Genomic DNA, 20402 nt, shown 5'->3' with positions numbered 1-20402 from the left:
TCACGGCTCGTCCACCTTGAAATGCGCCCGCGCGGTGGCGATGGGCTCGCCCTGGGTGGTCTGCCAGGCGTTGATCGCGACGTTCGCCACCCGTCGCCCCTGGCGCCAGACCTGGCATTGCGCGTAGGTATCGCGGAAGTGCCCGGCACGCAGGTAATCGATGGAGAAATCGATGATCTTCGGCAGGTGCGGAATGCTCATGAAAGTCAGCAGGTGCAACATCGCCGCATGCTCCATGAAGCCGGCGATCACACCGCCATGGATGGCCGGCAGGGTCGGGTTGCCGATGTTGTCCTTGTTCGCCGGCAGGCGGAAGACCATGTCGTCGCCCAGGCGCAGGCATTCGATGCCGAGCAGCTTGGCGTACGGGATCAGCTCCACCAGCGGGCTGTAGTCGTTGTTCCGGCGCGCGTCGCGGACCAGTTGCTCGAGGCTGGTCGGGCTCATGCCGCACCTCCCTGCGCGGCCGGCCTGGCCGCCCCGGAGCGAGCCGAACCGCCCATGCGCATGAAGGCGCCGACGACATGGGCGATGGGCTGGCCCGGATCGTCCTGGTAGGCGAAGCCGCGGGTGAAGATCACGTTCGGCGTGACCCGGTAGCACTCGGCGAAGCCATAGACATCCTTGTGCGGTTCGGCGGGATGCATATAGTCGATGCGCAGGTCGAGCGTCGGGCAGATCTCGAAGTCCGGCAGCACGCAGACCGTGGAAATACCGCAGGTGGTGTCCATCAGGGTGGTGATCGCACCGCCGTGGACGACCCCGCTTTCCGGGTTGCCGATGATCGCCTGGCTGTAGGGCAGGCGCAGGGTCAGTCCTTTCTCGTCGGCGGCCTCGACCGTCAACCCCAGCACCTGGCAATGACGCAAGGCCGAGAGAAAGCGCCGGGCGCGCTCGAGGAGAGGATTTTCCGACATGACGGCGACCTTGCTGGGAGTTTTCTGGAGGGCGAATCATACCCTGCCGCCAAAGCCCCGGCAGCCGGGGTTTTGGACATAACGATCGAAATAGTCGAAGTGTGTGGAACTTCACGCCAGCGCAAATGTTCAAAGGGCTACAACGAGGAAAGCCGCACATGGAGGCTAAACGATGAAAAAGACCGTAACTCTTGCCCTGCTGCTCGCTGCCAGCCTTGGCCTGGCCGCTTGCGACAAGAAAGAGGAAGACAAGGCAGCGGCCCCGGCAGCTCCGGCTACCGAGACCCAGCCGAGCGCTCCGGCTACTCCCCCTGCCGAGCCCAGCGCCCCGGCGCCGTCGAGCGACACTCCGGCAACCCCGCAGACTCCGGCACCGACTCCGGAGCAACCGCAACAGAACCAGCAATAAGTTCTCGTTGACGTACCCTGAAAGAGCCCGCGCAAGCGGGCTTTTTCATGCCAGGGATTCAGCCTCTGGGCACCTCGCCCTCGCCTTCCCGCGGGCTTTCGGCGATTGCGGTCTCGGTGTAGACCATCACCTCCAGCACGTCCGAATGGAACTCGCGGCGATACAGGACCAGCACCACGCCGGCCGTCACCAGCATGAAGAACCAGGAGTTGATGAACCAGGCGAGCATGGCCAGGCCGAAATAATACGAGCGCAAGCCGAAGTTGAACTGGTTGGCCGCCAGCGAGATGACCCGGGCGGCACGCTCGGCAAAGGATTTGCGCTCCAGCTCGCCGACGTTGCGCTCGCCGATCATCGGTGCCGAGCCGACCAGGATCGCCGCGAAGTTGTACTGGCGCATGCACCAGCTGAAGGTGAAGAAGGCATAGACGAAGACCACTGCCAGGCACAGCAGCTTCAGTTCCGACAGTCCCCGGCTGGCCTCCTCCACGAACGGCAGGTCGGCCAGTACCGAGACGGCGCGGTCGGTGGAGCCCAGCAGGGTGAGGATGCCGGCGAGGATGATCAGCGTGCTGGAAGCGAAGAACGACGCGTTGCGCTCCAGGTTGCCGATCACGCTGGCGTCGGCGATACGGTTGTCACGCAGCAGCAGCCGGCGCATCCAGTCCTCCCGGTAGAGGTGCAGGACGCTGGCCAGGCAGGCGGTGTCGCGGCCCTTCCAGGTGGCGTAGCGGGTGTAGCCCACCCAGCAGAACAGGAACCAGAGCGCCGCCAGCAGGTGTTGCGGCAGGTGCCCGTTGAAAATGCCGAGTTCGGCGGTCATGAAAACTCCCTCTTGAGCCGGCCGGGAATCGCCCCGCCGTTGTTTCGCGCCGTTGGGACGCCGCTCGCCGCGGCCAGGACACGACTTTCGTCGGCTCATGAAAAAGGCCGCCCGGAGGCGGCCTTCCTGGGGTTCGCCTGACGTCTCAGGCGACCGCTTCGCGCGGCTTGCCCAGCAGCCGATCGCAAACGACTGCCAGGACCAGCGCAATGGATACCGGCAGCAGCCAGCCAAGGCTCTGATCGGCGAGCGGGAGCTTGGCGAAGACGTCCGGCACCCACCCGTTCAGCTTGGCCGCCCCCAGCCCGTCGACGATGCCGAAGAGCAGCGCGACGATCATCACCGGCACGAACACCCGCGGGGCCGACACCCAGAGCCGGTCGAACAGGCTCAGGGCGATCAGCACGATGGCGAGCGGATAGAGTCCCACCAGAACCGGTACCGAAAGGCTGATCAACTGGGTCAGTCCCTGGTTGGCGACCAGCAGGCTGAACAGCGAGAACACGATCACCACCGTCTTGTACGAAACCGGCAGCAGGTCGCTGAAGAACTCGCCGCACGCCGTGATCAGCCCTACCGCCGTGGTCAGGCAGGCCAGGGTGATGACCACCGCCAGCAACAGGCTGCCGGAAACGCCAAAGGTCTGCTGCACATAGGCGGTGAGGATCTGTACGCCATTCTGGGCGTCGCCGGCGATGCCCTGGCTGGTGGCGCCAAGATAGAACAGCGCCAGGTAGACCAGGGACAGGCCGGTGGCGGCGATGACCCCGGCGATCATGGAATAGCGCGTGACCAGCCGGCTGTCGCTGATGCCGCGGTCGCGAATGGCGGTGGCGATGACGATACCGAAGACCAGGGCACCGAGGGTATCCATGGTCAGGTAGCCCTGCAGGAAACCCTGCACCAGGGGCGCGCTCTGGTACTCGCCGGAACTGCTGCCGATCTCTCCCGCCGGCGCGAAGATCGCCGCGCCGCCAAGGACCAGCAGGGCCGACAGCAGCACCGGCGTGATGACCTTTCCGACCCGGTCGACAAGGCGACCCGGGTTCAGCACCAGGAACAGAACCACGGAGAAGTAAGCGACGGTATAGACGAGCAATGGCGCGCCGCCGTCCCCGGTGAAGGGCGCGACGCCCATCTCGAAGGACACCACGGCTGTACGCGGGGTGGCGAACAGCGGGCCGATGGCAAGATAGACGGCGATGGCGAACGCCACTCCCGCGCGCCGCCCGATCGGCTGGGTCAGGCGGCCAATACCGCCTCCGACCCGGGCCAGGGCGACCACCGTCAGCAACGGCAGGCCGACACCGGTAAGGAGGAAGCCGAAAGCCGCGCTCCATACGTGTTCGCCCGCCGCCATGCCGGCACTGGGAGGAAAGATGATGTTACCCGCGCCGAGAAAAAGCGCGAACGTCATGAAGCCAAGGGCGAGCAGGTCGAACCCTTTCAAATGAGTCATAGGAGGATGTACCACTGGCAGAAGTCTCGGTTGTTCGGGGTTTCCCTTTGGGGGTGTTAGGAAACATCGTCCTTCCGGATGAGGAGGACCGGTCAAGCCGCCCGACCCCTTTTGAGGGCCATGTGGCGCTATAGCTGCAGGCGCGCTGGCCTGCGGGATGATGCGTGGCGCGCCCGGGGTTTTGTCGGACACGAACCGTTGGCAATGATAGCGCATCGCGGCAACATTCGTTTGACGGATGCGATAGAACGACGAAGGCCACCGCTGTGAGGCGGTGGCCTTCGTCCTGGAACTCAGAAAACCCGGGAAATCAGGCCTTCTTCACTTCCCAACCGGTCAGCTCGGCCAGGGCCTTGCCGATGTCGGCCAGGGAACGCACGGTCTTCACACCGGCGTCCTGCAGGGCGGCGAACTTCTCGTCCGCGGTGCCCTTGCCGCCGGAGATGATGGCGCCGGCGTGGCCCATGCGCTTGCCCGGAGGGGCAGTCACGCCAGCGATGTAGGACACCACCGGCTTGGTCACGTTGGCCTTGATGAAGGCCGCGGCTTCTTCTTCGGCGGAACCACCGATCTCGCCGATCATGACGATGGCTTCGGTCTGCGGATCTTCCTGGAACAGCTTCAGGATGTCGATGAAGTTGGAGCCCGGGATCGGGTCGCCGCCGATGCCCACGCAGGTGGACTGGCCGAAGCCGGCGTCGGTGGTCTGCTTCACGGCTTCGTAGGTCAGGGTGCCGGAACGCGACACGATGCCTACCTTGCCCGGCAGGTGGATGTGACCCGGCATGATGCCGATCTTGCACTCGCCGGGAGTGATCACGCCCGGGCAGTTCGGGCCGATCAGGCGTACGCCCAGCTCGTCGCACTTGACCTTGGCGTCCAGCATGTCGAGGGTCGGGATGCCTTCGGTGATGCAGACGATCAGCTTGATGCCGCCGAATGCCGCTTCCAGGATCGAGTCCTTGCAGAACGGAGCCGGAACGTAGATGACCGAGGCTTCGGCGCCGGTGGCTTCCACGGCTTCCTTGACAGTGTTGAACACCGGCAGGCCGAGGTGGGTGGTGCCGCCCTTGCCGGGGGTCACGCCGCCGACCATCTTGGTGCCGTAGGCGATGGCCTGTTCGGAGTGGAAGGTGCCCTGGCTACCGGTGAAGCCTTGGCAGATGACTTTGGTGTCTTTGTTGATCAGGACGCTCATTACTTACCCTCCGCGGCCTTGACGACTTGCTGGGCAGCGTCGGTCAGGCTGGTTGCCGCGATGATGTTCAGGCCGCTTTCGGCCAGGACCTTGGCACCCAGTTCAGCGTTGTTGCCTTCCAGGCGGACGACAACCGGAACCTTCACGCCGACTTCTTTGACGGCGCCGATGATGCCTTCGGCGATCATGTCGCAACGCACGATGCCGCCGAAGATGTTCACCAGGACAGCCTTCACGTTGCTGTCGGACAGGATGATCTTGAACGCTTCGGTCACGCGCTCCTTGGTCGCACCGCCGCCAACGTCGAGGAAGTTGGCCGGCTTGCCGCCGTGCAGGTTGACGATGTCCATGGTACCCATGGCCAGGCCGGCGCCGTTGACCATGCAGCCGATGTTGCCTTCCAGCGCGACGTAGTTCAGCTCCCACTTCTGCGCATGGGCTTCACGGGCGTCGTCCTGGGACGGGTCGTGCATGGCGCGCAGCTTCGGCTGACGGTACAGGGCGTTACTGTCGATGTTGATCTTGGCATCCAGGCAGTGCAGGTTGCCGTCTTTCTTGATCACCAGCGGGTTCACTTCCAGCAGGGCCAGGTCGTAGTCCTGGAACAGCTTCGCCAGGCCGACGAAGATATGGGTGAACTGCTTGATCTGGTCGCCCTTCAGGCCCAGCTGGAAGGCCAGCTCGCGGCCCTGGTACGGCTGCGCGCCGACCAGCGGGTCGATGGTGGCCTTGAGGATCTTCTCGGGAGTGTCGTGGGCGACCTTCTCGATGTCCACGCCACCTTCGGTGGAAGCCATGAACACGATGCGGCGGCTGGAACGATCGACGACGGCGCCGAGGTACAGCTCCTTGTCGATGTCGGTGCAGGACTCCACCAGGATCTTGCTGACCGGCTGGCCGTTGGCGTCGGTCTGGTAGGTCACCAGGTTCTTGCCCAGCCACTGCTGGGCGAACGCCTTGGCGTCCTCTTTGCTCTTCACCAGCTTCACACCGCCCGCTTTACCGCGGCCGCCGGCGTGCACCTGAGCTTTGACGACCCACTCGCTGCCGCCGATCTTGTCGCAGGCTTCTGCGGCCTCTTCGGGGGTGTCTACGGCAAAGCCCTTGGATACAGGCAGGCCGTATTCAGCGAACAGCTGCTTACCCTGATATTCGTGGAGATTCATGCTTGTCTACCGTTATTCGTCTAGGTATTGCGCATTTCGGCGGAGCGCTCGTGGCACCCCACCACCTGTGACCGTCGCTTCGCGAACCACCCGGCTCGCGAAAAAACAGTCCGGCGGCATACGCCCGCGGCCACCTCGCAACGGTCGCCGGCGCTCACCCGCCGTGGTTCTTCTGAAAGTCTGCCGCCTGCGTCATCCCGACGCAGGCGGCAAACCGTGGATTCTACAGAACCCGGACCCGACAAGGCCAGGAACCTGTCCTGGCCTGACGGACGACGCGTCCCGCGTCGCTGTGACGCCCCTGGCGTGAACCGGGGCGTCGGATCACTCAGCGCTTCTTGCGGTTGGCGATGTGGATGGCATGGCCATTCACCGCCAGGGCAGCTTCGTGCAGGGCTTCGGACAGCGTCGGGTGGGAGAAGACCATCATGCCCAGATCTTCGGCGCTGGTGCCGAATTCCATGCCGATCGCGCCTTGCTGTACCAGCTCGGCGGCGCTCGGGCCGATCACGTGGACGCCCAGGACGCGGTCGGTCTTCGCATCGGCGATGACCTTGACCAGGCCGGTGGTGTCGTTGGCAGCCATCGCGCGACCGCTGGCGGCGAACGGGAAGGTGCCGACGTTGACTTCGACGCCCTCGGCCTTGAGGGTCTGCTCGGTCTTGCCGACCCAAGCGATTTCCGGGTGGGTGTAGATGACCGACGGGATCAGGTCGTAGTTCATCTGCGCCTTGTGGCCGGCGATGCGCTCGGCGACCATCACGCCCTCTTCCGAGGCCTTGTGCGCGAGCATCGCGCCGCGAACCACGTCACCGATGGCGAAGACGCCCGGAACGCTGGTCTTGCAGTGGTCGTCGACGTAGATGAAGCCACGCTCGTCCAGGGTCACGCCGCTGTCGGCGGCCAGCAGGTCGGTGGTCACCGGGCGACGGCCGACCGCGACGATCAGCTTGTCGAAGGTTTCCTTCTGCTCGCCGTTGGCATCGGTGAAGGTCACGGTTACCTGCTTCTTCTTCACTTCCGAAGCGGTCACGCGGGCGCCCAGGCGAATGTTCAGGCCTTGCTTGGTCAGGACCTTCAGGGCTTCCTTGGCGATCTGCTCGTCGGCAGCCGGGAGGAACTTGTCCAGGGCTTCCAGCACGGTCACCTCGGCACCCAGGCGGGCCCATACCGAACCCAGCTCCAGGCCAATGACGCCGGCGCCGATCACACCCAGCTTCTTCGGCACGGCCTGGAATTCCAGGGCGCCGGTGGAGTCGACGATGATGTCGTCGGTCAGCGGGGCCGGCGGGATCTCCACCGGGCGGGAGCCGGAAGCGATGATCACGTTCTCGGCTTCCAGGACCTGGGTCTTGCCGTCCAGACCGGTCACTTCCACCTGCTTGTTGGCCAGCAGCTTGCCGTGGCCTTCGAAGGAGGTCACGCCGTTGGCCTTGAACAGGGTAGCGATGCCGCCGGTCAGGTTCTTGACGATGTTGGCCTTGCGCGCAACCATCGCCGGAACGTCGATGGTGACGCCCTTGGCTTCGATACCATGGACTTTGAAGGCCTCTTTGGCCTCATGGTACTTGTAGGAGCTGTCCAGCAGCGCCTTGGACGGGATGCAGCCAACGTTCAGGCAGGTACCGCCGAGCGCCACCTTGCCTTCCTTGCCGATGTACTTCTCGATGCAGGCGGTCTTCAGGCCCAGCTGGGCAGCGCGGATGGCGGCAACGTAACCGCCGGGGCCGGCACCAATCACTACCACGTCGAATTTCTGGCTCATATCTCAATCCTTATTCGGGTGAAACCGGACGGCCCCACGAGGGGGCCGCCGTGAAGAGAAACGCTAAATCAGACGTCCAGCAGCAGGCGAGCCGGATCTTCCAGCAGGTCCTTGATCGCCACCAGGAAGCTCACCGCTTCCTTGCCGTCGATCAGACGGTGGTCGTAGGACAGCGCCAGATACATCATCGGCAGGATCACCACCTGGCCGTTCACGGCCATCGGGCGCTCCTGGATCTTGTGCATGCCGAGGATGGCGGTCTGCGGCGGGTTGACGATCGGGGTCGACAGCAGGGAACCGAACACGCCACCGTTGGAGATGGTGAAGGTGCCGCCGGTCATGTCTTCGATGGTCAGCTTGCCTTCCTTCGCCTTCTTGCCGAAGTTGGCGATGCCGCCCTCGATCTCGGCCAGGCTCATGAACTCGGCGTTACGCAGTACCGGAACCACCAGGCCGCGGTCGCTGGAAACGGCAACGCCGATGTCCTGGTAGCCGTGGTAGACGATGTCGTTGCCGTCGATGGAAGCGTTGACCCCCGGGAAGCGCTTCAGCGCCTCGGTGGCGGCCTTGACGAAGAAGGACATGAAGCCCAGGCGCACGCCGTTGTGCTTCTTCTCGAACAGGTCCTTGTACTTCGAACGCAGGTCCATGATCGGCTTCATGTTGACCTCGTTGAAGGTGGTCAGCATGGCCATGGCGGACTGCGCCTCGACCAAGCGCTCGGCGACCTTGGCCCGCAGGCGGGTCATCGGCACGCGCTTCTCGACACGGTCGCCGGCGGCGAAGATCGGCGCCTCGGCAGCCGGGGCGGCAGGCTTGGCCGGGGCGGCCGGGGCGTTCTTCTTCGCTTCGACCGCAGCGACCACGTCTTCCTTGGTCACGCGACCGCCCTTGCCGGTGCCGGCGATGCTGTTCGGATCGATACCGGCCTCCTCGGCCAGCTTGCGCGCGGCCGGGGACAGGATGGCGTCGTCGCCGCCAGCGGCGGCCGGAGCGGCGGCCTGGGCAGCCGGAGCGGCGGCGGGCGCAGCGGCAGCCGGAGCGGCCGGAGCGGCGGCGCCGCCTTCGTTCAGCTTGCCGAGCAGCTCGTTGCTCAGAACGGTGTCGCCTTCGTTCTTGATGATCTCGGCCAGCACGCCGTCAGCCTCGGCGAGAACCTCGATGACCACCTTGTCGGTCTCGATGTCGACGATCAGTTCGTCGCGCTTGACCGCTTCGCCCGGCTTCTTGTGCCAGGTGGCGACGGTGCCGTCGGCGACCGATTCCGGGAAGGTTGGGGCTTTGATTTCGATAGCCATTGTGTGCGTTTCCTTAAATTCGGTTTCTTCAGCGCGTAGGCGTTAAACAGTAAAGGCGTCTTGCAGCAGTTTTTCCTGCTGCTCGGCGTGCATCGAGGCGTAGCCGCAAGCCGGAGCAGCGGAGCCTTCGCGGCCGGCGTACTCGAGATTGAGGCCCTTCTTGTGCGCGGCGATGACACGACGCATGTGATGCTGGCTGCAGAACCAGGCGCCCTGGTTCATCGGCTCTTCCTGGCACCAGACGATGTGCTTGAGGTTCTTGTAGGGAGCCAGAACTTCCGCCAGGTCGTCTTCCGGGAACGGATACAGCTGCTCGATACGGACGATCGCGGTATCTTCGCGGCCTTCCGCGCGACGCTTCTCCAGCAGGTCGTAGTACACCTTGCCGCTGCACAGCACGACGCGGTCGACCTTCTTCGGATCCAGGCTGTCGATTTCCGGGATCACGGTCTGGAAGGAACCGTTGGCCAGATCTTCCAGGGTCGAGATGGCGAGCTTGTGACGCAGCAGGGACTTCGGCGTCATCACCACCAGCGGCTTGCGCAGCGGGCGGATCACCTGACGGCGGAGCATGTGGTAGACCTGAGCCGGGGTGGTCGGCACGCAGACCTGGATGTTCTGCTCGGCGCAGAGCTGCAGGTAGCGCTCCAGGCGCGCGGAGGAGTGCTCCGGACCCTGCCCCTCATAGCCGTGCGGCAGCAGCATGGTCAGGCCGCAGAGTCGGCCCCATTTGCTTTCGCCACTGGTGATGAACTGGTCGATGACCACCTGGGCGCCGTTGGCGAAGTCGCCGAACTGAGCTTCCCAGATCACCAGCGAATTCGGCGTGGTGGTGGCGAAACCGTATTCGAACGCCAGCACGGCCTCTTCCGAAAGGAAGGAATCGTAGATATCCAGGCGCGGCTGGCCGTCGAACAGATTGGCCAGCGGTACGTAGACCGAGTCGTCCTTCTGGTTGTGCAGCACCGCGTGACGGTGCGAGAAGGTGCCACGGCCGACATCCTGGCCGGTCATCCGTACCGGATGGCCTTCGAACAGCAGGGTCGCGTAGGCCAGGGTCTCGGCGAAGCCCCAGTTGATCGGCAGGCCACCGGCCGCCATCTTCTGGCGATCTTCGTAGATCTTCGAAACCTGGCGCTGAACCACGAAGCCTTCCGGCACTTCCAGCATCTTGCTGGACAGTTCCTGCAGGGTCTTCAGGTCGAAGCGGGTGTCGTGACGCGCGGTCCAGGCATGGCCCAGGTACGGACGCCAGTCGACGAACAGTTCCTTGTTGGGTTCCTTGACCAGGCTCTTCACCACGTGCAGGCCGTTGTCCAGGGCGTCGCGGTAGTCGTCGATCTTCGACTGAACCTGCTCGGCGCTGAGCACGCCGGCGTTCACCAGCGCGTCGGCGTACAGCTCGCGGGTAGTACGCTGCTTGGCGATCTGCTGGTACATCAGCGGCTGGGTGCCGCTCGGCTCGTCCGCCTCGTTGTGGCCGCGGCGACGGTAGCAGACCAGGTCGATGACCACGTCACGCTTGAACTGCATGCGATAGTCGACGGCCAGCTGGGTGACGAACAGCACGGCTTCGGGATCGTCGCCGTTGACGTGGAAGATCGGCGCCTGAATCATCTTCGCCACGTCGGTGGCGTACTCGGTGGAACGCGCATCGTCCTGGCGGCTGGTGGTGAAACCGACCTGGTTGTTGATCACCAGGTGGATGGTGCCACCGGTCTTGTAGGCGCGGGTCTGCGACATCTGGAAGGTTTCCATGACCACGCCCTGCCCCGCGAAGGCGGCATCGCCGTGGATGGAAATCGGTACCACCTTGTCGCCGGAGCTGTCCTTGCGGCGGTCCTGGCGGGCACGAACGGAACCCTCGACCACCGGGGAAACGATTTCCAGGTGGGACGGGTTGAACGCCAGCGCCAGGTGGACTTCGCCGCCGCTGGTCATCACGTTCGAGGAGAAGCCCTGGTGGTACTTCACGTCACCGGAGCCCAGCTCGACGATCTTCTTGCCTTCGAACTCGTCGAACAGGTCGCGCGGGTTCTTGCCCAAGGTGTTGACCAGGACGTTCAGGCGACCGCGGTGGGCCATGCCGATGACGATTTCCTTGGCGCCGTAGGAACCGCAGCGCTGGATGATCTCGTCGACCATCGGGATCAGGCTTTCGCCGCCTTCCAGGCCGAAACGCTTGGTGCCCGGGTACTTGGTGCCCAGGTACTTCTCCAGGCCTTCGGCCGCGGTCAGGCGCTCGAGCAGGTGCGCACGCGCCTCGGCGGAGAAGCCGGGACGGCCACGCACGCTTTCCAGGCGCTGGAGGAACCACTTGCGCTGCTCGGAATCGACGATGTGCATGAACTCGGCGCCGAAGGTACCGCAATAGGTGCTCTTCAGGCTGTCGACGATTTCACGCAGGGTCGCCTCTTCCTTGCCGATGTAAAGCTCACCGGTGCGGAAAGTGGTGTCCAGGTCGGCACCCGTCAGACCGTAGTGGTCGATCGACAGGTCGGCAGGCGCGGGACGCTGCCACAGGCCGAGCGGGTCGAGGGTGGAAGCCTGGTGGCCGCGGAGACGGTAAGCGTGAATGAGACGAAGGACTTCGACCTGTTTCTTCTCGTGCTCGCTGCTCACGCTACCGGCGGAAACCGGCTGGGCACGGCGCTGGTTCTTGGCCAGCAGGACGAAATGATCGCGCACTGTGGAGTGCGAGACGTCGGGGGCGGGATTGCCATCGGCGGGAAGCTTCTGGAAATACGTGCGCCACTCTTCTGGCACAGCGTTAGGGTCGTGCAGGTAGAGCTCGTAGAGCTCTTCGACGTAGGCAGCGTTACCACCGGATAGATGGGCACTGTTCCACATCCGCTGCATTACGCTTTCGTGCATGCTAGGTCACCCTCGGTAAGGGGACAACCACCTGGCGAAACCTTGAAGGCTCCGAAGTCCTCAGGCAGCGACATCGGTATGGCCACTACAGATCCCGCAGATAGTCCGGGTACCAGCCCGGATGCCCCTGCTGGTCATATTTTTCAAATCTGGGCCATGGCTTTGTGAGCTTGGCCCGCTTAGTTGCTGCGACGCCGGAAGAACTCCGGCGCCACAGGTGTTGCTAGGTACAACTCATATAACAACTGCGAGAGGATCAGGTTCCGCTCTGCAGCAGCATATTACGCACGTGGCCGATCGCCTTGGTCGGGTTCAGACCCTTCGGGCAAACGTTCACGCAGTTCATGATTCCGCGGCAGCGGAACACACTGAACGGGTCGTCCAGCGAAGCCAGGCGCTCTTCGGTCTTGGTGTCACGGCTGTCGGCCAGGAAACGATAGGCTTGCAGCAGTGCGGCCGGACCGAGGAACTTGTCGGGGTTCCACCAGAAGGACGGGCAGGAGGTCGAGCAGCAGGCGCACAGGATGCACTCGTACAGACCGTCCAGCTTCTCGCGCTCTTCCGGGGTCTGCAGACGCTCGATGGCCGGGGCCGGCGTATCGTTCTGCAGGAACGGCTTCACCTTCTCGTATTGCTTGTAGAAGATGCTCATGTCCACGACCAGGTCACGAATGACCGGCAGGCCGGGCAGCGGACGGATCACCAGCTTGCCGCCCTTCAGGCCGGCGGCCGACAGCGGGGTGATGCAGGCCAGGCCGTTCTTGCCGTTGATGTTCATGCCATCGGAGCCGCAGACGCCTTCACGGCAGGAACGACGGTAGGAGAAGCCCTCGTCCTGTTCCTTGATCAGCGCCAGCACGTCGAGGACCATCACGTCCTTGCCGTTGGTGTCGACCTGGAAATCCTGCATGTACGGCGCAGCATCTTTGTCGGGGTTGTAACGATAAACACTCACTTGCAACATGGCGGGCACCCTTAGTAAGTCCGAACCTTGGGTTCGAATGCCGGAACGGTCTTCGGCGCGAAGTTGACGGAACGCTTGGATACGCGCTTCTCACCCGGGAAGTACAGGGTGTGGCACAGCCAGTTCTCGTCGTCGCGCTCCTCGAAGTCTTCACGGGCGTGGGCGCCACGGGACTCCTTGCGGTGCTCGGCCGCGATCGCGGTGGCCTCGGCCACCTCGAGGAGGTTTTGCAGTTCCAGCGCTTCGATGCGCGCGGTGTTGAATGCCTGGCTCTTGTCGTTGATCTTGACGTTGGCGATACGCTCGCGCAGGTCGGCCAGCTGGGCGATGCCCTTCTGCATGTACTCGCCGGTGCGGAATACACCGAAGTAGTTCTGCATGCAGCTTTGCAGCTCGCGCTTGAGCGGAGCGACTTCTTCGCCGCTGGTGCGCTCGTTCACGCCGTTCAGGCGCTTGAAGGAGGCTTCCAGGTCGCTCTCGGAAGCGCCGCGGGCGTCGATGCCCTCTTTCAGCGCTTTTTCCAGGTGCAGACCGGCGGCACGGCCGAATACCACCAGGTCGAGCAGCGAGTTGCCGCCCAGGCGGTTGGCGCCGTGTACCGATACGCAGGCCACTTCGCCCACGGCGAACAGGCCTTCGACGATCTGGTCGTTGCCGTTGGCGTCCTGGGTGATGGCCTGGCCATGGATGTTGGTGGCAACGCCGCCCATCATGTAGTGGCAGGTCGGGATCACCGGGATCGGCGCAACGACCGGGTCGACGTGGGCGAAGGTCTTGGACAGTTCGCAGATGCCGGGCAGGCGGCTGTGCAGGACTTCCTCGCCGAGGTGGTCGAGCTTCAGCAGCACGTGGTCCTTGTTCGGACCCACGCCGTTGCCGGCCAGGACTTCCTTGACCATGGAACGGGCGACCACGTCGCGGCCGGCCAGGTCCTTCGCGTTCGGCGCATAACGCTCCATGAAGCGCTCGCCGTGGGCGTTGATCAGGTAACCGCCTTCGCCGCGGCAACCTTCGGTGACCAGTACACCGGCGCCGGCGATGCCGGTCGGGTGGAACTGCCACATCTCGATGTCCTGCACCGGCACGCCGGCACGCAGGGCCATGCCCACGCCGTCACCGGTGTTGATCAGCGCGTTGGTGGTGGAGGCGTAGATACGGCCGGCACCGCCAGTGGCCAGGACCACGGCCTTGGAACGGATGTAGACGGTCTCGCCGGTCTCGATGCAGATGGCGATGATGCCGACCACCGCGCCGTCCTGGTTCTTCACCAGGTCGACCGCGTACCACTCGTTGAGGAACGAGGTGCCATTCTTCAGGTTGGCCTGGTACAGGGTGTGCAGCAGCGCGTGGCCGGTACGGTCGGCGGCGGCGCAGGTACGGGCGGCCTGGCCACCCTTGCCGAAGTCCTTGGACTGGCCGCCGAACGGACGCTGGTAGATGCGGCCGGTTTCGGTACGGGAGAACGGCAGGCCCATGTGCTCGAGCTCGAACACGGCCTCGGGGCCGACGGAACACATGTATTCGATCGCGTCCTGGTCACCGATGTAGTCGGAGCCCTTGACGGTATCGTACATGTGCCAACGCCAATCGTCGTTCGGGTCGGCCGAAGCGATGGCGCAGGTGATGCCACCCTGTGCGGATACGGTGTGGGAACGGGTCGGGAAGACCTTGGTCACCACGGCGGTCTTGTGGCCGCCCTGGGCCAGTTGCAGCGCGGCACGCATGCCGGCGCCACCGCCACCGACGATGATGGCGTCAAAGGAAAGTGTACGAATGCTAGCCATGGATCACATACCCCAAAGAATCTGCACACCCCAGACGAAGAATGCGAACATCGCCATGCCGCAAACCGCCTGGAAGAGGAAACGCACGACTGTCGCCGCCTTGCCGAGAGCCATCGAAGTCAGGTAGTCGGTGGAGATGGTCCACATACCGACCCACGCATGGACGCTCAGGGCAACCAGGGTCAACAGGCTGAAGATGCGCATCCAACCCTGCGAGAACAGGCCGTGCCAGTCCGCGTAGGAAATGTTGGGGTGAGCAATGAGGTAGCCCAGCAGGAAAATGACATAAGCCGCGAGAACGACCGCGGAAACGCGCTGGGCCATCCAGTCGTAGAGGCCGGAGCGCGAGAAGTTTGTGACGTTAGTTACCATACCCATACCCCCGCCAGAACGATCAGCACCACCGCGATGGCGATGACGATTTTGGAGCCACGCTTACCGCCTTCCAGCGTCTCGCCGACGCCAGCGTCCATGACCAGGTGGCGAACACCGGCCACCAGGTGGTACAGCAGCGCAGACAGCAGGCCCCAGATCACCAGCTTGGCCAGGGGACTGGTCAGGCACGCCTTCACCTGCTCGAAGCCTTCTTCCGAACTCAGCGACTTGTCGAGCGCGAACAGCAGCACGGCAATACCGAGGAACAGGATGACGCCAGAGATACGGTGGAGAATGGACGTGTAAGCGGTGACAGGGAGTTTGATGGTCCTTAGGTCTAGGTTTACAGGTCGTTTGCTATTCACGGCTTTTTTCACACTGAGAGCCCTAACGAACAGGGCTAGTTGTCGGGAAGTGCACTTGTCAGGTACCCATCACCAGGGAGTGGCGACCGTCTATGAAAGCGGGCCAGGAATACCCCTTGCGGTCGGACGCCGAGTATAGACAGTTAGGCTACTAATGACAACGAAAACACCCATCGCCAAATGGTTGATTGCGGGCCTTTTATAAAAGGCGTAAATAGCCCCCTTTTTCTGCGAAAACCCCGCAACGAAAGGCTCTACGGCATGGATTCGCGCAAATTGACTTTCGAATTTATCCCTCTATAGTGGTGCGGGCCCTGCGTGGGGGGTACTGATGATTTCAAGCATAAATAGGAGGCCATCATGGCTGACAAAAAAGCGCAGTTGATCATCGAGGGCTCAGCCCCCGTCGAACTGCCCGTCCTATCCGGTACCATGGGTCCCGATGTAGTGGATGTACGGGGCCTCACCGCCACGGGCCACTTCACCTTCGATCCTGGCTTCATGTCGACCGCCTCCTGCGAGTCGAAGATCACCTATATCGACGGCGACAAAGGCGTCCTCCTCCATCGCGGCTACCCCATCGAGCAACTGGCAGAGAAATCCGACTACCTGGAAACCTGCTACCTGCTGCTGAACGGCGAGCTGCCCACCGCCGCGCAGAAGGAACAGTTCGTCGGCACCATCAAGAACCACACCATGGTTCATGAGCAGTTGAAGACCTTCTTCAACGGCTTCCGCCGCGACGCCCATCCGATGGCCGTGATGTGCGGCGTGATCGGCGCCCTCTCGGCCTTCTACCACGACTCCCTGGACATCAATAACCCGAAGCATCGCGAAGTCTCCGCGCATCGCCTGATCGCCAAGATGCCGACCATCGCCGCCATGGTGTACAAGTACTCCAAGGGCGAGCCGATGATGTATCCGCGTAACGACCTGAACTACGCGGAAAACTTCCTGCACATGATGTTCAACACCCCCTGCGAGACCAAGCCGATCAGCCCCGTGCTGGCCAAGGCCATGGACCGCATCTTCATTCTCCACGCCGACCACGAGCAGAACGCCTCCACCTCCACGGTGCGTCTGGCCGGCTCCTCCGGCGCCAATCCGTTCGCCTGCATCGCCTCCGGCATCGCCGCCCTGTGGGGACCGGCCCATGGCGGCGCGAACGAAGCGGTGCTGCGCATGCTCGACGAGATCGGCGACGTGTCCAACATCGACAAGTTCGTCGAGAAGGCCAAGGACAAGAACGATCCGTTCAAGCTGATGGGCTTCGGCCATCGTGTCTACAAGAACTTCGACCCGCGCGCCAAGGTCATGAAGCAGACCTGCGACGAGGTCCTCCAGGAGCTGGGCATCAACGACCCGCAACTGGAACTGGCGATGAAGCTGGAAGAAATCGCCCGCCACGACCCCTACTTCGTGGAACGCAACCTGTACCCGAACGTCGACTTCTACTCGGGGATCATCCTCAAGGCGATCGGCATTCCGACCAGCATGTTCACCGTGATCTTCGCCCTGGCGCGTACTGTCGGCTGGATCTCGCACTGGCAGGAAATGCTCTCCGGCCCCTACAAGATCGGCCGCCCGCGCCAGCTCTATACCGGCCACACCCAGCGCGACTTCACCGCCCTCAAGGATCGCGGCTGAAACCCGTCACGCCCGGCGAGAAAGGCTGCTTCGGCAGCCTTTTTTGTGCCCGCCCCCTTTCCGCCGGACACAAAAAAACCGCCCCGGAGGCGGTCTTTTTGCAAGGAAGGCGCGCTCAGCGCTTCTCGGCGGCGCTACGCAGGCCCTTGAGGGTGTTCAGCGGCGCGTCGACCACGAAGCTGTTGGCCAACCAGGAAGGAATGCTGCCACCCGGCTCGGTTTCCACCTGGTAGGTCACTTCCGTCACGCCCTGCCCCTTCGGCTGCAACTTCCACTCGCCGACCAGCTTGGGCACGCGGATCTGGCCCTTTTCCTCGGGGATATAGGTCGGATCGGCCTTAAGGTGACGGATCACGGTGCCATCCGCAGTCTTCTCGGTGGTGACATGGATGACCACGTCGCGACCGGTGACCGGCCAGGGCATGTCGATCTTCGAGTAGGTCCAGGCGTCGGCGCCTTCCTGCTTCAGGAGTTTCATCTCGGCGCAGGCATGGATCCACTTGCAGGAACCCTTGACGTCCTCCTGCAGCGCCTCGATGGTCGCCACGTCGGCCTTGATGTCGGTAACGCCGCGATAAGCCTTGTACTTGGAGCCCTGGACACTGCTGAGGTAGACCTTCACGCCATCCTCGTCCTTGGCCAGCTTCCAGTCTTCGGCCAGCGCATTGCCGGCCACCCCGAACACTGCGGCAGCCAGCACGGTCATACGCAAAATGCCACGCATCGTTCCTGTTCCTCTCTTTATGGTTATTTTCGGTTCGCCGGCCGGGCGGTCGACGCCCTGCAAGCCGCGATCCTGAGCCTTCGGCGCAGGATGCGCAGCAGTATGGCGTGAGACAGCCAGACTTCCAACCCGTTCACGCGGCAGTGATGACTTCCCACTCCGCGATCAGGGCCAGCGCCTGCTCACGGCTGTCGCCGCAGATTTCCGGATCGGCGCCGAACTGGCCGCACACAGCCGGTCGCTCCGGTCGGCCGAACAGCCCGCAGAGATGGTTTTCGTCCAGGTGCAGGCAGCGTACGCCCGCGGGCTTGCCGGCCGGCATGCCCGGCAGCGGAGAGGAAATCGACGGTGCTATGCAGCAGGCGCCGCAGCCGGCTCTACATTGCATGGGAAGGATCTCGCCCGAAAGTTGGCAGAGGAGCGGCCAGGACAGCCGTCCGGAACGGGCGCAAAGAATACGGACCGGCCAGGCCGCCGCCAAGCCCGGCGGATCAGCGGCGCGTTTCCGCCTCGAGACGCGCGCTACGAAGCTGCCACTGCTCGCGGTTGCCGGCAGCGAACAGCCAGGCCCTGGCCGACTCGGTCGCAGCCCGCCATTGCACCCGGCCCGGCTCGCGCAGGTCGAGGGATTGCGCCGCCGTCGAGTGGCCGAGGAAGGCGTTGCCAGCGGAACTCCAGTAGCCGGCGACCCCGGCCGGCAAGACCCAGGAGCGACCTTCCGCCTCGTCATCGACGATACCGGACAAGCGCTCCCCCGCTCTACGCCGCCAGGACAGGGCGACCCGGTTCAGCTCGCTGTCCGCCAGCGCGACGCGCACCTCCACGCCGCCCTGGCGCGGCTCGAACGACAGCTCGTAGGCGCTGAGCCGGCCATCGGCGCAGCGCAGGTGCCCCTTCAGGGACAAGCGTCGACCGACCAGCTCGAAGCTCTCCAGGCTCTGCTCCTGGCAGCGCAACTGCAGGCGACCGGCGCTTTCCCGCCCGGCCCCGAGAAAACCGCCCTCGCTCTCCCACAACGGCGGCCGGGCGCTACCCGCCACTGACAGGGCGAGGCTCTTGCCGCCCCAGCTCAAGCGGTATTCGCCCAGGTTGAAATCGCGCGGGATGGCAAACGCCGGCGGCACCCGCAGCTCGCTCCACAGAGCCGGCTCCCGCGACGCCTGGCTCGCCCACCAGGCGGCCGCCAGCACGACGGCCAGCCCGCTCAGCGCGAGCCCCCAGACCAGCGAGCGCTTGTGCAACCGCATACCTTTCATCCTTTTCCGAGCACCAACCCCTACCGACCGATGCCTGCCCACTTGGTTTTATCGCCGCAGCCAATTAGGCTGCGCCGTCCCAGCCCTCCGGAGCCCATCCATCATGCCTGTCTGGCTGCAAACCGCCTTGTTGCTAGCCTGCTCCAACCTGTTCATGACCTTCGCCTGGTATGGCCACCTGAAGACCCTCAACAGCAAGCCCTGGATCATCGCCGCCCTGATCAGCTGGGGTATCGCGCTGTTCGAATACCTGCTGCAGGTGCCGGCCAACCGCATCGGCTACACCGAACTCTCGGTCGGCCAACTGAAGATCATGCAGGAAGTCATCACCCTGGCGGTCTTCGTCCCGTTCAGCGTCTACTTCATGCAGCAGCCGCTGAAACTGGACTACCTCTGGGCCGGCCTGTGCCTGCTCGGCGCGGTGTACTTCATCTTCCGCGCCTGAGCCGCGTCACGAACGTAGCCGGGCGATCAGGCTGGAGGTATCCCAACGACCGCCGCCCATCGCCTGCACTTCGGCGTAGAACTGGTCGACCAGCGCCGTGACCGGCAACTGCGCGCCGTTGCGTCGCGCCTCGGCGAGCAGGATCGACAGGTCCTTGCGCATCCAGTCCACGGCGAAGCCGAAGTCGAACTCTCCGGCCAGCATGCTCTGGTGGCGGTTTTCCAGTTGCCAGGACTGGGCCGCGCCCTTGCCGATCACCTGCATCGCCGCCTCGCCGTCGAGACCGGCGCACTGGGCGAAGTGCAGCGCCTCGGCCAAGCCCTGGAGCAGCCCCGCGACGCAGATCTGGTTGACCATCTTGGTCAATTGCCCGCTACCCACGTCGCCCATTCGCCGGACCATCCGCGCATAGCTGCGCAGCAGCGGTTCGGCGCGTCGATAGAAGGCCTCCTCGCCACCGACCATCACCGTCAGGGCGCCGTTGACCGCGCCCGCCTGGCCGCCGGAGACCGGCGCGTCGAGAAAGCCCAGCTCACGCTCGGCAGCCAGCAGCGACAGCTCGCGGGCGACTTCCGCCGAAGCGGTAGTGTGGTCGACGAACAGGCTGCCCGGCGCCATTCCGGCGAAGGCGCCCTGCTCGCCCAGCGCCACGGCACGCAGGTCGTCGTCGTTACCGACGCAGCAGAACACCAGTTCGGCGCCGGCACAGGCCTCGCGCGGCGTATCGGCGTATCGTCCGGCGTACTCCTCGACCCAGCGCAGCGCCTTGGCCGACGAGCGATTGTAGACGCAGACGTGATAGCCCTCGCGCTGCAGGTGCCCGGCCATCGGGTAGCCCATCGTGCCCAGGCCGAGAAATGCGACCGCAGTCATTCCGTCATCTCCTCGAAATCCGATCCCGCAGCCTAGCACAGCGGTTTGCCGAGGTCCGGA

The 20402-nt window shown here is 64.0% G+C and carries 20 protein-coding genes; 3 read left to right on the top strand and 17 right to left on the bottom strand.

Going from position 1 to position 20402, the window contains the following annotated elements; translation table 11 throughout:
- Entirely contained in the window at positions 1–447 is a 447-nt protein-coding gene (locus tag FOC67_RS08520; RefSeq protein WP_003087441.1) for a PaaI family thioesterase, read from the bottom strand.
- Complete coding sequence (locus tag FOC67_RS08515) at positions 444–917, bottom strand: PaaI family thioesterase (RefSeq protein ID WP_003087438.1); 474 nt, start codon at positions 915–917, stop codon at positions 444–446. Before FOC67_RS08515 ends, FOC67_RS08520 begins: the two co-directional genes overlap by 4 nt.
- A 172-nt stretch (positions 918–1089) precedes the next feature.
- Between FOC67_RS08515 and FOC67_RS08510 the strand changes: the two genes are divergently transcribed.
- Positions 1090–1326: a hypothetical protein gene (locus tag FOC67_RS08510; protein WP_003087435.1), complete on the top strand. Its 237-nt coding sequence runs from the start codon at positions 1090–1092 to the stop codon at positions 1324–1326.
- Positions 1327–1384: 58 nt separating this feature from the next.
- On the opposite strand, the gene FOC67_RS08505 is transcribed toward FOC67_RS08510, so the two are convergent.
- From FOC67_RS08505 to sdhC, 11 genes are all read right to left on the bottom strand, one after another.
- Positions 1385–2149, bottom strand: a complete 765-nt coding sequence (locus FOC67_RS08505) for a DUF599 domain-containing protein (protein ID WP_003111671.1) — start codon at positions 2147–2149, stop codon at positions 1385–1387.
- 145 nt (positions 2150–2294) lie between these two features.
- Positions 2295–3608, bottom strand: a complete 1314-nt coding sequence (gene brnQ, locus FOC67_RS08500; protein ID WP_003087430.1) for a branched-chain amino acid transport system II carrier protein — start codon at positions 3606–3608, stop codon at positions 2295–2297.
- 310 nt (positions 3609–3918) lie between these two features.
- Positions 3919–4806 carry a succinate--CoA ligase subunit alpha gene (gene sucD, locus FOC67_RS08495; protein ID WP_003087428.1) on the bottom strand — a complete coding sequence of 296 codons (888 nt, stop codon included), beginning with the start codon at positions 4804–4806 and terminating at the stop codon, positions 3919–3921.
- Positions 4806–5972: an ADP-forming succinate--CoA ligase subunit beta gene (gene sucC / locus FOC67_RS08490; RefSeq protein WP_003087425.1), complete on the bottom strand. Its 1167-nt coding sequence runs from the start codon at positions 5970–5972 to the stop codon at positions 4806–4808. The genes sucD and sucC overlap by 1 nt, the downstream gene beginning before the upstream one ends.
- A gap of 328 nt (positions 5973–6300) precedes the next feature.
- Complete coding sequence (lpdA, locus tag FOC67_RS08485) at positions 6301–7737, bottom strand: dihydrolipoyl dehydrogenase (RefSeq protein WP_003087422.1); 1437 nt, start codon at positions 7735–7737, stop codon at positions 6301–6303.
- A gap of 68 nt (positions 7738–7805) precedes the next feature.
- A complete protein-coding gene (gene odhB, locus FOC67_RS08480) occupies positions 7806–9035 on the bottom strand; it encodes a 2-oxoglutarate dehydrogenase complex dihydrolipoyllysine-residue succinyltransferase (RefSeq protein WP_003114264.1) in 1230 nt (409 codons plus the stop codon).
- A 42-nt stretch (positions 9036–9077) separates the two neighbouring features.
- On the bottom strand, positions 9078–11909 hold the full coding sequence (locus FOC67_RS08475) for a 2-oxoglutarate dehydrogenase E1 component (RefSeq protein WP_003087413.1): 2832 nt from the start codon (positions 11907–11909) through the stop codon (positions 9078–9080).
- A 256-nt stretch (positions 11910–12165) separates the two neighbouring features.
- A complete protein-coding gene (locus tag FOC67_RS08470) occupies positions 12166–12873 on the bottom strand; it encodes a succinate dehydrogenase iron-sulfur subunit (RefSeq protein WP_003087410.1) in 708 nt (235 codons plus the stop codon).
- Positions 12874–12884: 11 nt separating this feature from the next.
- On the bottom strand, positions 12885–14657 hold the full coding sequence (gene sdhA, locus FOC67_RS08465) for a succinate dehydrogenase flavoprotein subunit (protein ID WP_003087407.1): 1773 nt from the start codon (positions 14655–14657) through the stop codon (positions 12885–12887).
- 3 nt (positions 14658–14660) lie between these two features.
- On the bottom strand, positions 14661–15029 hold the full coding sequence (gene sdhD, locus FOC67_RS08460) for a succinate dehydrogenase, hydrophobic membrane anchor protein (protein ID WP_003104386.1): 369 nt from the start codon (positions 15027–15029) through the stop codon (positions 14661–14663).
- Positions 15023–15409, bottom strand: coding sequence for a succinate dehydrogenase, cytochrome b556 subunit (gene sdhC / locus FOC67_RS08455; RefSeq protein WP_003104388.1), 387 nt, complete (start codon positions 15407–15409; stop codon positions 15023–15025). The genes sdhD and sdhC overlap by 7 nt, the downstream gene beginning before the upstream one ends.
- A 348-nt stretch (positions 15410–15757) precedes the next feature.
- Here sdhC and gltA point away from each other — a divergent pair, with 348 nt between their 5' ends.
- A complete protein-coding gene (gltA, locus tag FOC67_RS08450; protein ID WP_003087400.1) occupies positions 15758–17044 on the top strand; it encodes a citrate synthase in 1287 nt (428 codons plus the stop codon).
- A 115-nt stretch (positions 17045–17159) separates the two neighbouring features.
- On the opposite strand, the gene FOC67_RS08445 is transcribed toward gltA, so the two are convergent.
- From FOC67_RS08445 to FOC67_RS08435, 3 genes are all read right to left on the bottom strand, one after another.
- Positions 17160–17768, bottom strand: coding sequence for an START domain-containing protein (locus FOC67_RS08445; protein WP_003104390.1), 609 nt, complete (start codon positions 17766–17768; stop codon positions 17160–17162).
- A 133-nt stretch (positions 17769–17901) separates the two neighbouring features.
- Positions 17902–18156, bottom strand: coding sequence for a YkgJ family cysteine cluster protein (locus tag FOC67_RS08440; protein WP_003087397.1), 255 nt, complete (start codon positions 18154–18156; stop codon positions 17902–17904).
- Positions 18157–18259: 103 nt separating this feature from the next.
- Positions 18260–19015, bottom strand: coding sequence for a hypothetical protein (locus FOC67_RS08435; protein WP_009314730.1), 756 nt, complete (start codon positions 19013–19015; stop codon positions 18260–18262).
- A gap of 112 nt (positions 19016–19127) precedes the next feature.
- Here FOC67_RS08435 and FOC67_RS08430 point away from each other — a divergent pair, with 112 nt between their 5' ends.
- Positions 19128–19469, top strand: coding sequence for a DMT family protein (locus FOC67_RS08430; protein WP_003087393.1), 342 nt, complete (start codon positions 19128–19130; stop codon positions 19467–19469).
- A 6-nt stretch (positions 19470–19475) separates the two neighbouring features.
- Here FOC67_RS08430 and FOC67_RS08425 read toward each other — a convergent pair whose 3' ends face one another.
- On the bottom strand, positions 19476–20342 hold the full coding sequence (locus FOC67_RS08425) for an NAD(P)-dependent oxidoreductase (protein WP_003110964.1): 867 nt from the start codon (positions 20340–20342) through the stop codon (positions 19476–19478).
- Between the last annotated feature and the right edge of the window lie 60 nt (positions 20343–20402).

This window comes from Pseudomonas sp. FDAARGOS_761 (genome assembly GCF_013343155.1).
In the GTDB taxonomy this organism is placed as follows: Bacteria; Pseudomonadota; Gammaproteobacteria; order Pseudomonadales; family Pseudomonadaceae; genus Pseudomonas; species Pseudomonas aeruginosa.
Note: the sequence above shows the minus strand (reverse complement) of the source record. Positions and strands in the feature narration are given on the sequence as shown.

Coding starts and splice junctions, on each gene's coding strand:
- FOC67_RS08470 (WP_003087410.1), bottom strand. CDS start 12,873: ATGTTGCAAGTGAGTGTTTATCGTTACAACCCCGACAAAGATGCTGCG.
- FOC67_RS08510 (WP_003087435.1), top strand. CDS start 1,090: ATGAAAAAGACCGTAACTCTTGCCCTGCTGCTCGCTGCCAGCCTTGGC.
- odhB (WP_003114264.1), bottom strand. CDS start 9,035: ATGGCTATCGAAATCAAAGCCCCAACCTTCCCGGAATCGGTCGCCGAC.
- FOC67_RS08430 (WP_003087393.1), top strand. CDS start 19,128: ATGCCTGTCTGGCTGCAAACCGCCTTGTTGCTAGCCTGCTCCAACCTG.
- FOC67_RS08475 (WP_003087413.1), bottom strand. CDS start 11,909: ATGCACGAAAGCGTAATGCAGCGGATGTGGAACAGTGCCCATCTATCC.
- sucD (WP_003087428.1), bottom strand. CDS start 4,806: ATGAGCGTCCTGATCAACAAAGACACCAAAGTCATCTGCCAAGGCTTC.
- FOC67_RS08515 (WP_003087438.1), bottom strand. CDS start 917: ATGTCGGAAAATCCTCTCCTCGAGCGCGCCCGGCGCTTTCTCTCGGCC.
- gltA (WP_003087400.1), top strand. CDS start 15,758: ATGGCTGACAAAAAAGCGCAGTTGATCATCGAGGGCTCAGCCCCCGTC.
- FOC67_RS08435 (WP_009314730.1), bottom strand. CDS start 19,015: ATGCGGTTGCACAAGCGCTCGCTGGTCTGGGGGCTCGCGCTGAGCGGG.
- FOC67_RS08425 (WP_003110964.1), bottom strand. CDS start 20,342: ATGACTGCGGTCGCATTTCTCGGCCTGGGCACGATGGGCTACCCGATG.
- lpdA (WP_003087422.1), bottom strand. CDS start 7,737: ATGAGCCAGAAATTCGACGTGGTAGTGATTGGTGCCGGCCCCGGCGGT.
- FOC67_RS08505 (WP_003111671.1), bottom strand. CDS start 2,149: ATGACCGCCGAACTCGGCATTTTCAACGGGCACCTGCCGCAACACCTG.
- FOC67_RS08440 (WP_003087397.1), bottom strand. CDS start 18,156: ATGCAATGTAGAGCCGGCTGCGGCGCCTGCTGCATAGCACCGTCGATT.
- sdhD (WP_003104386.1), bottom strand. CDS start 15,029: ATGGTAACTAACGTCACAAACTTCTCGCGCTCCGGCCTCTACGACTGG.
- sdhA (WP_003087407.1), bottom strand. CDS start 14,657: ATGGCTAGCATTCGTACACTTTCCTTTGACGCCATCATCGTCGGTGGC.
- brnQ (WP_003087430.1), bottom strand. CDS start 3,608: ATGACTCATTTGAAAGGGTTCGACCTGCTCGCCCTTGGCTTCATGACG.
- FOC67_RS08445 (WP_003104390.1), bottom strand. CDS start 17,768: ATGCGTGGCATTTTGCGTATGACCGTGCTGGCTGCCGCAGTGTTCGGG.
- sucC (WP_003087425.1), bottom strand. CDS start 5,972: ATGAATCTCCACGAATATCAGGGTAAGCAGCTGTTCGCTGAATACGGC.
- FOC67_RS08520 (WP_003087441.1), bottom strand. CDS start 447: ATGAGCCCGACCAGCCTCGAGCAACTGGTCCGCGACGCGCGCCGGAAC.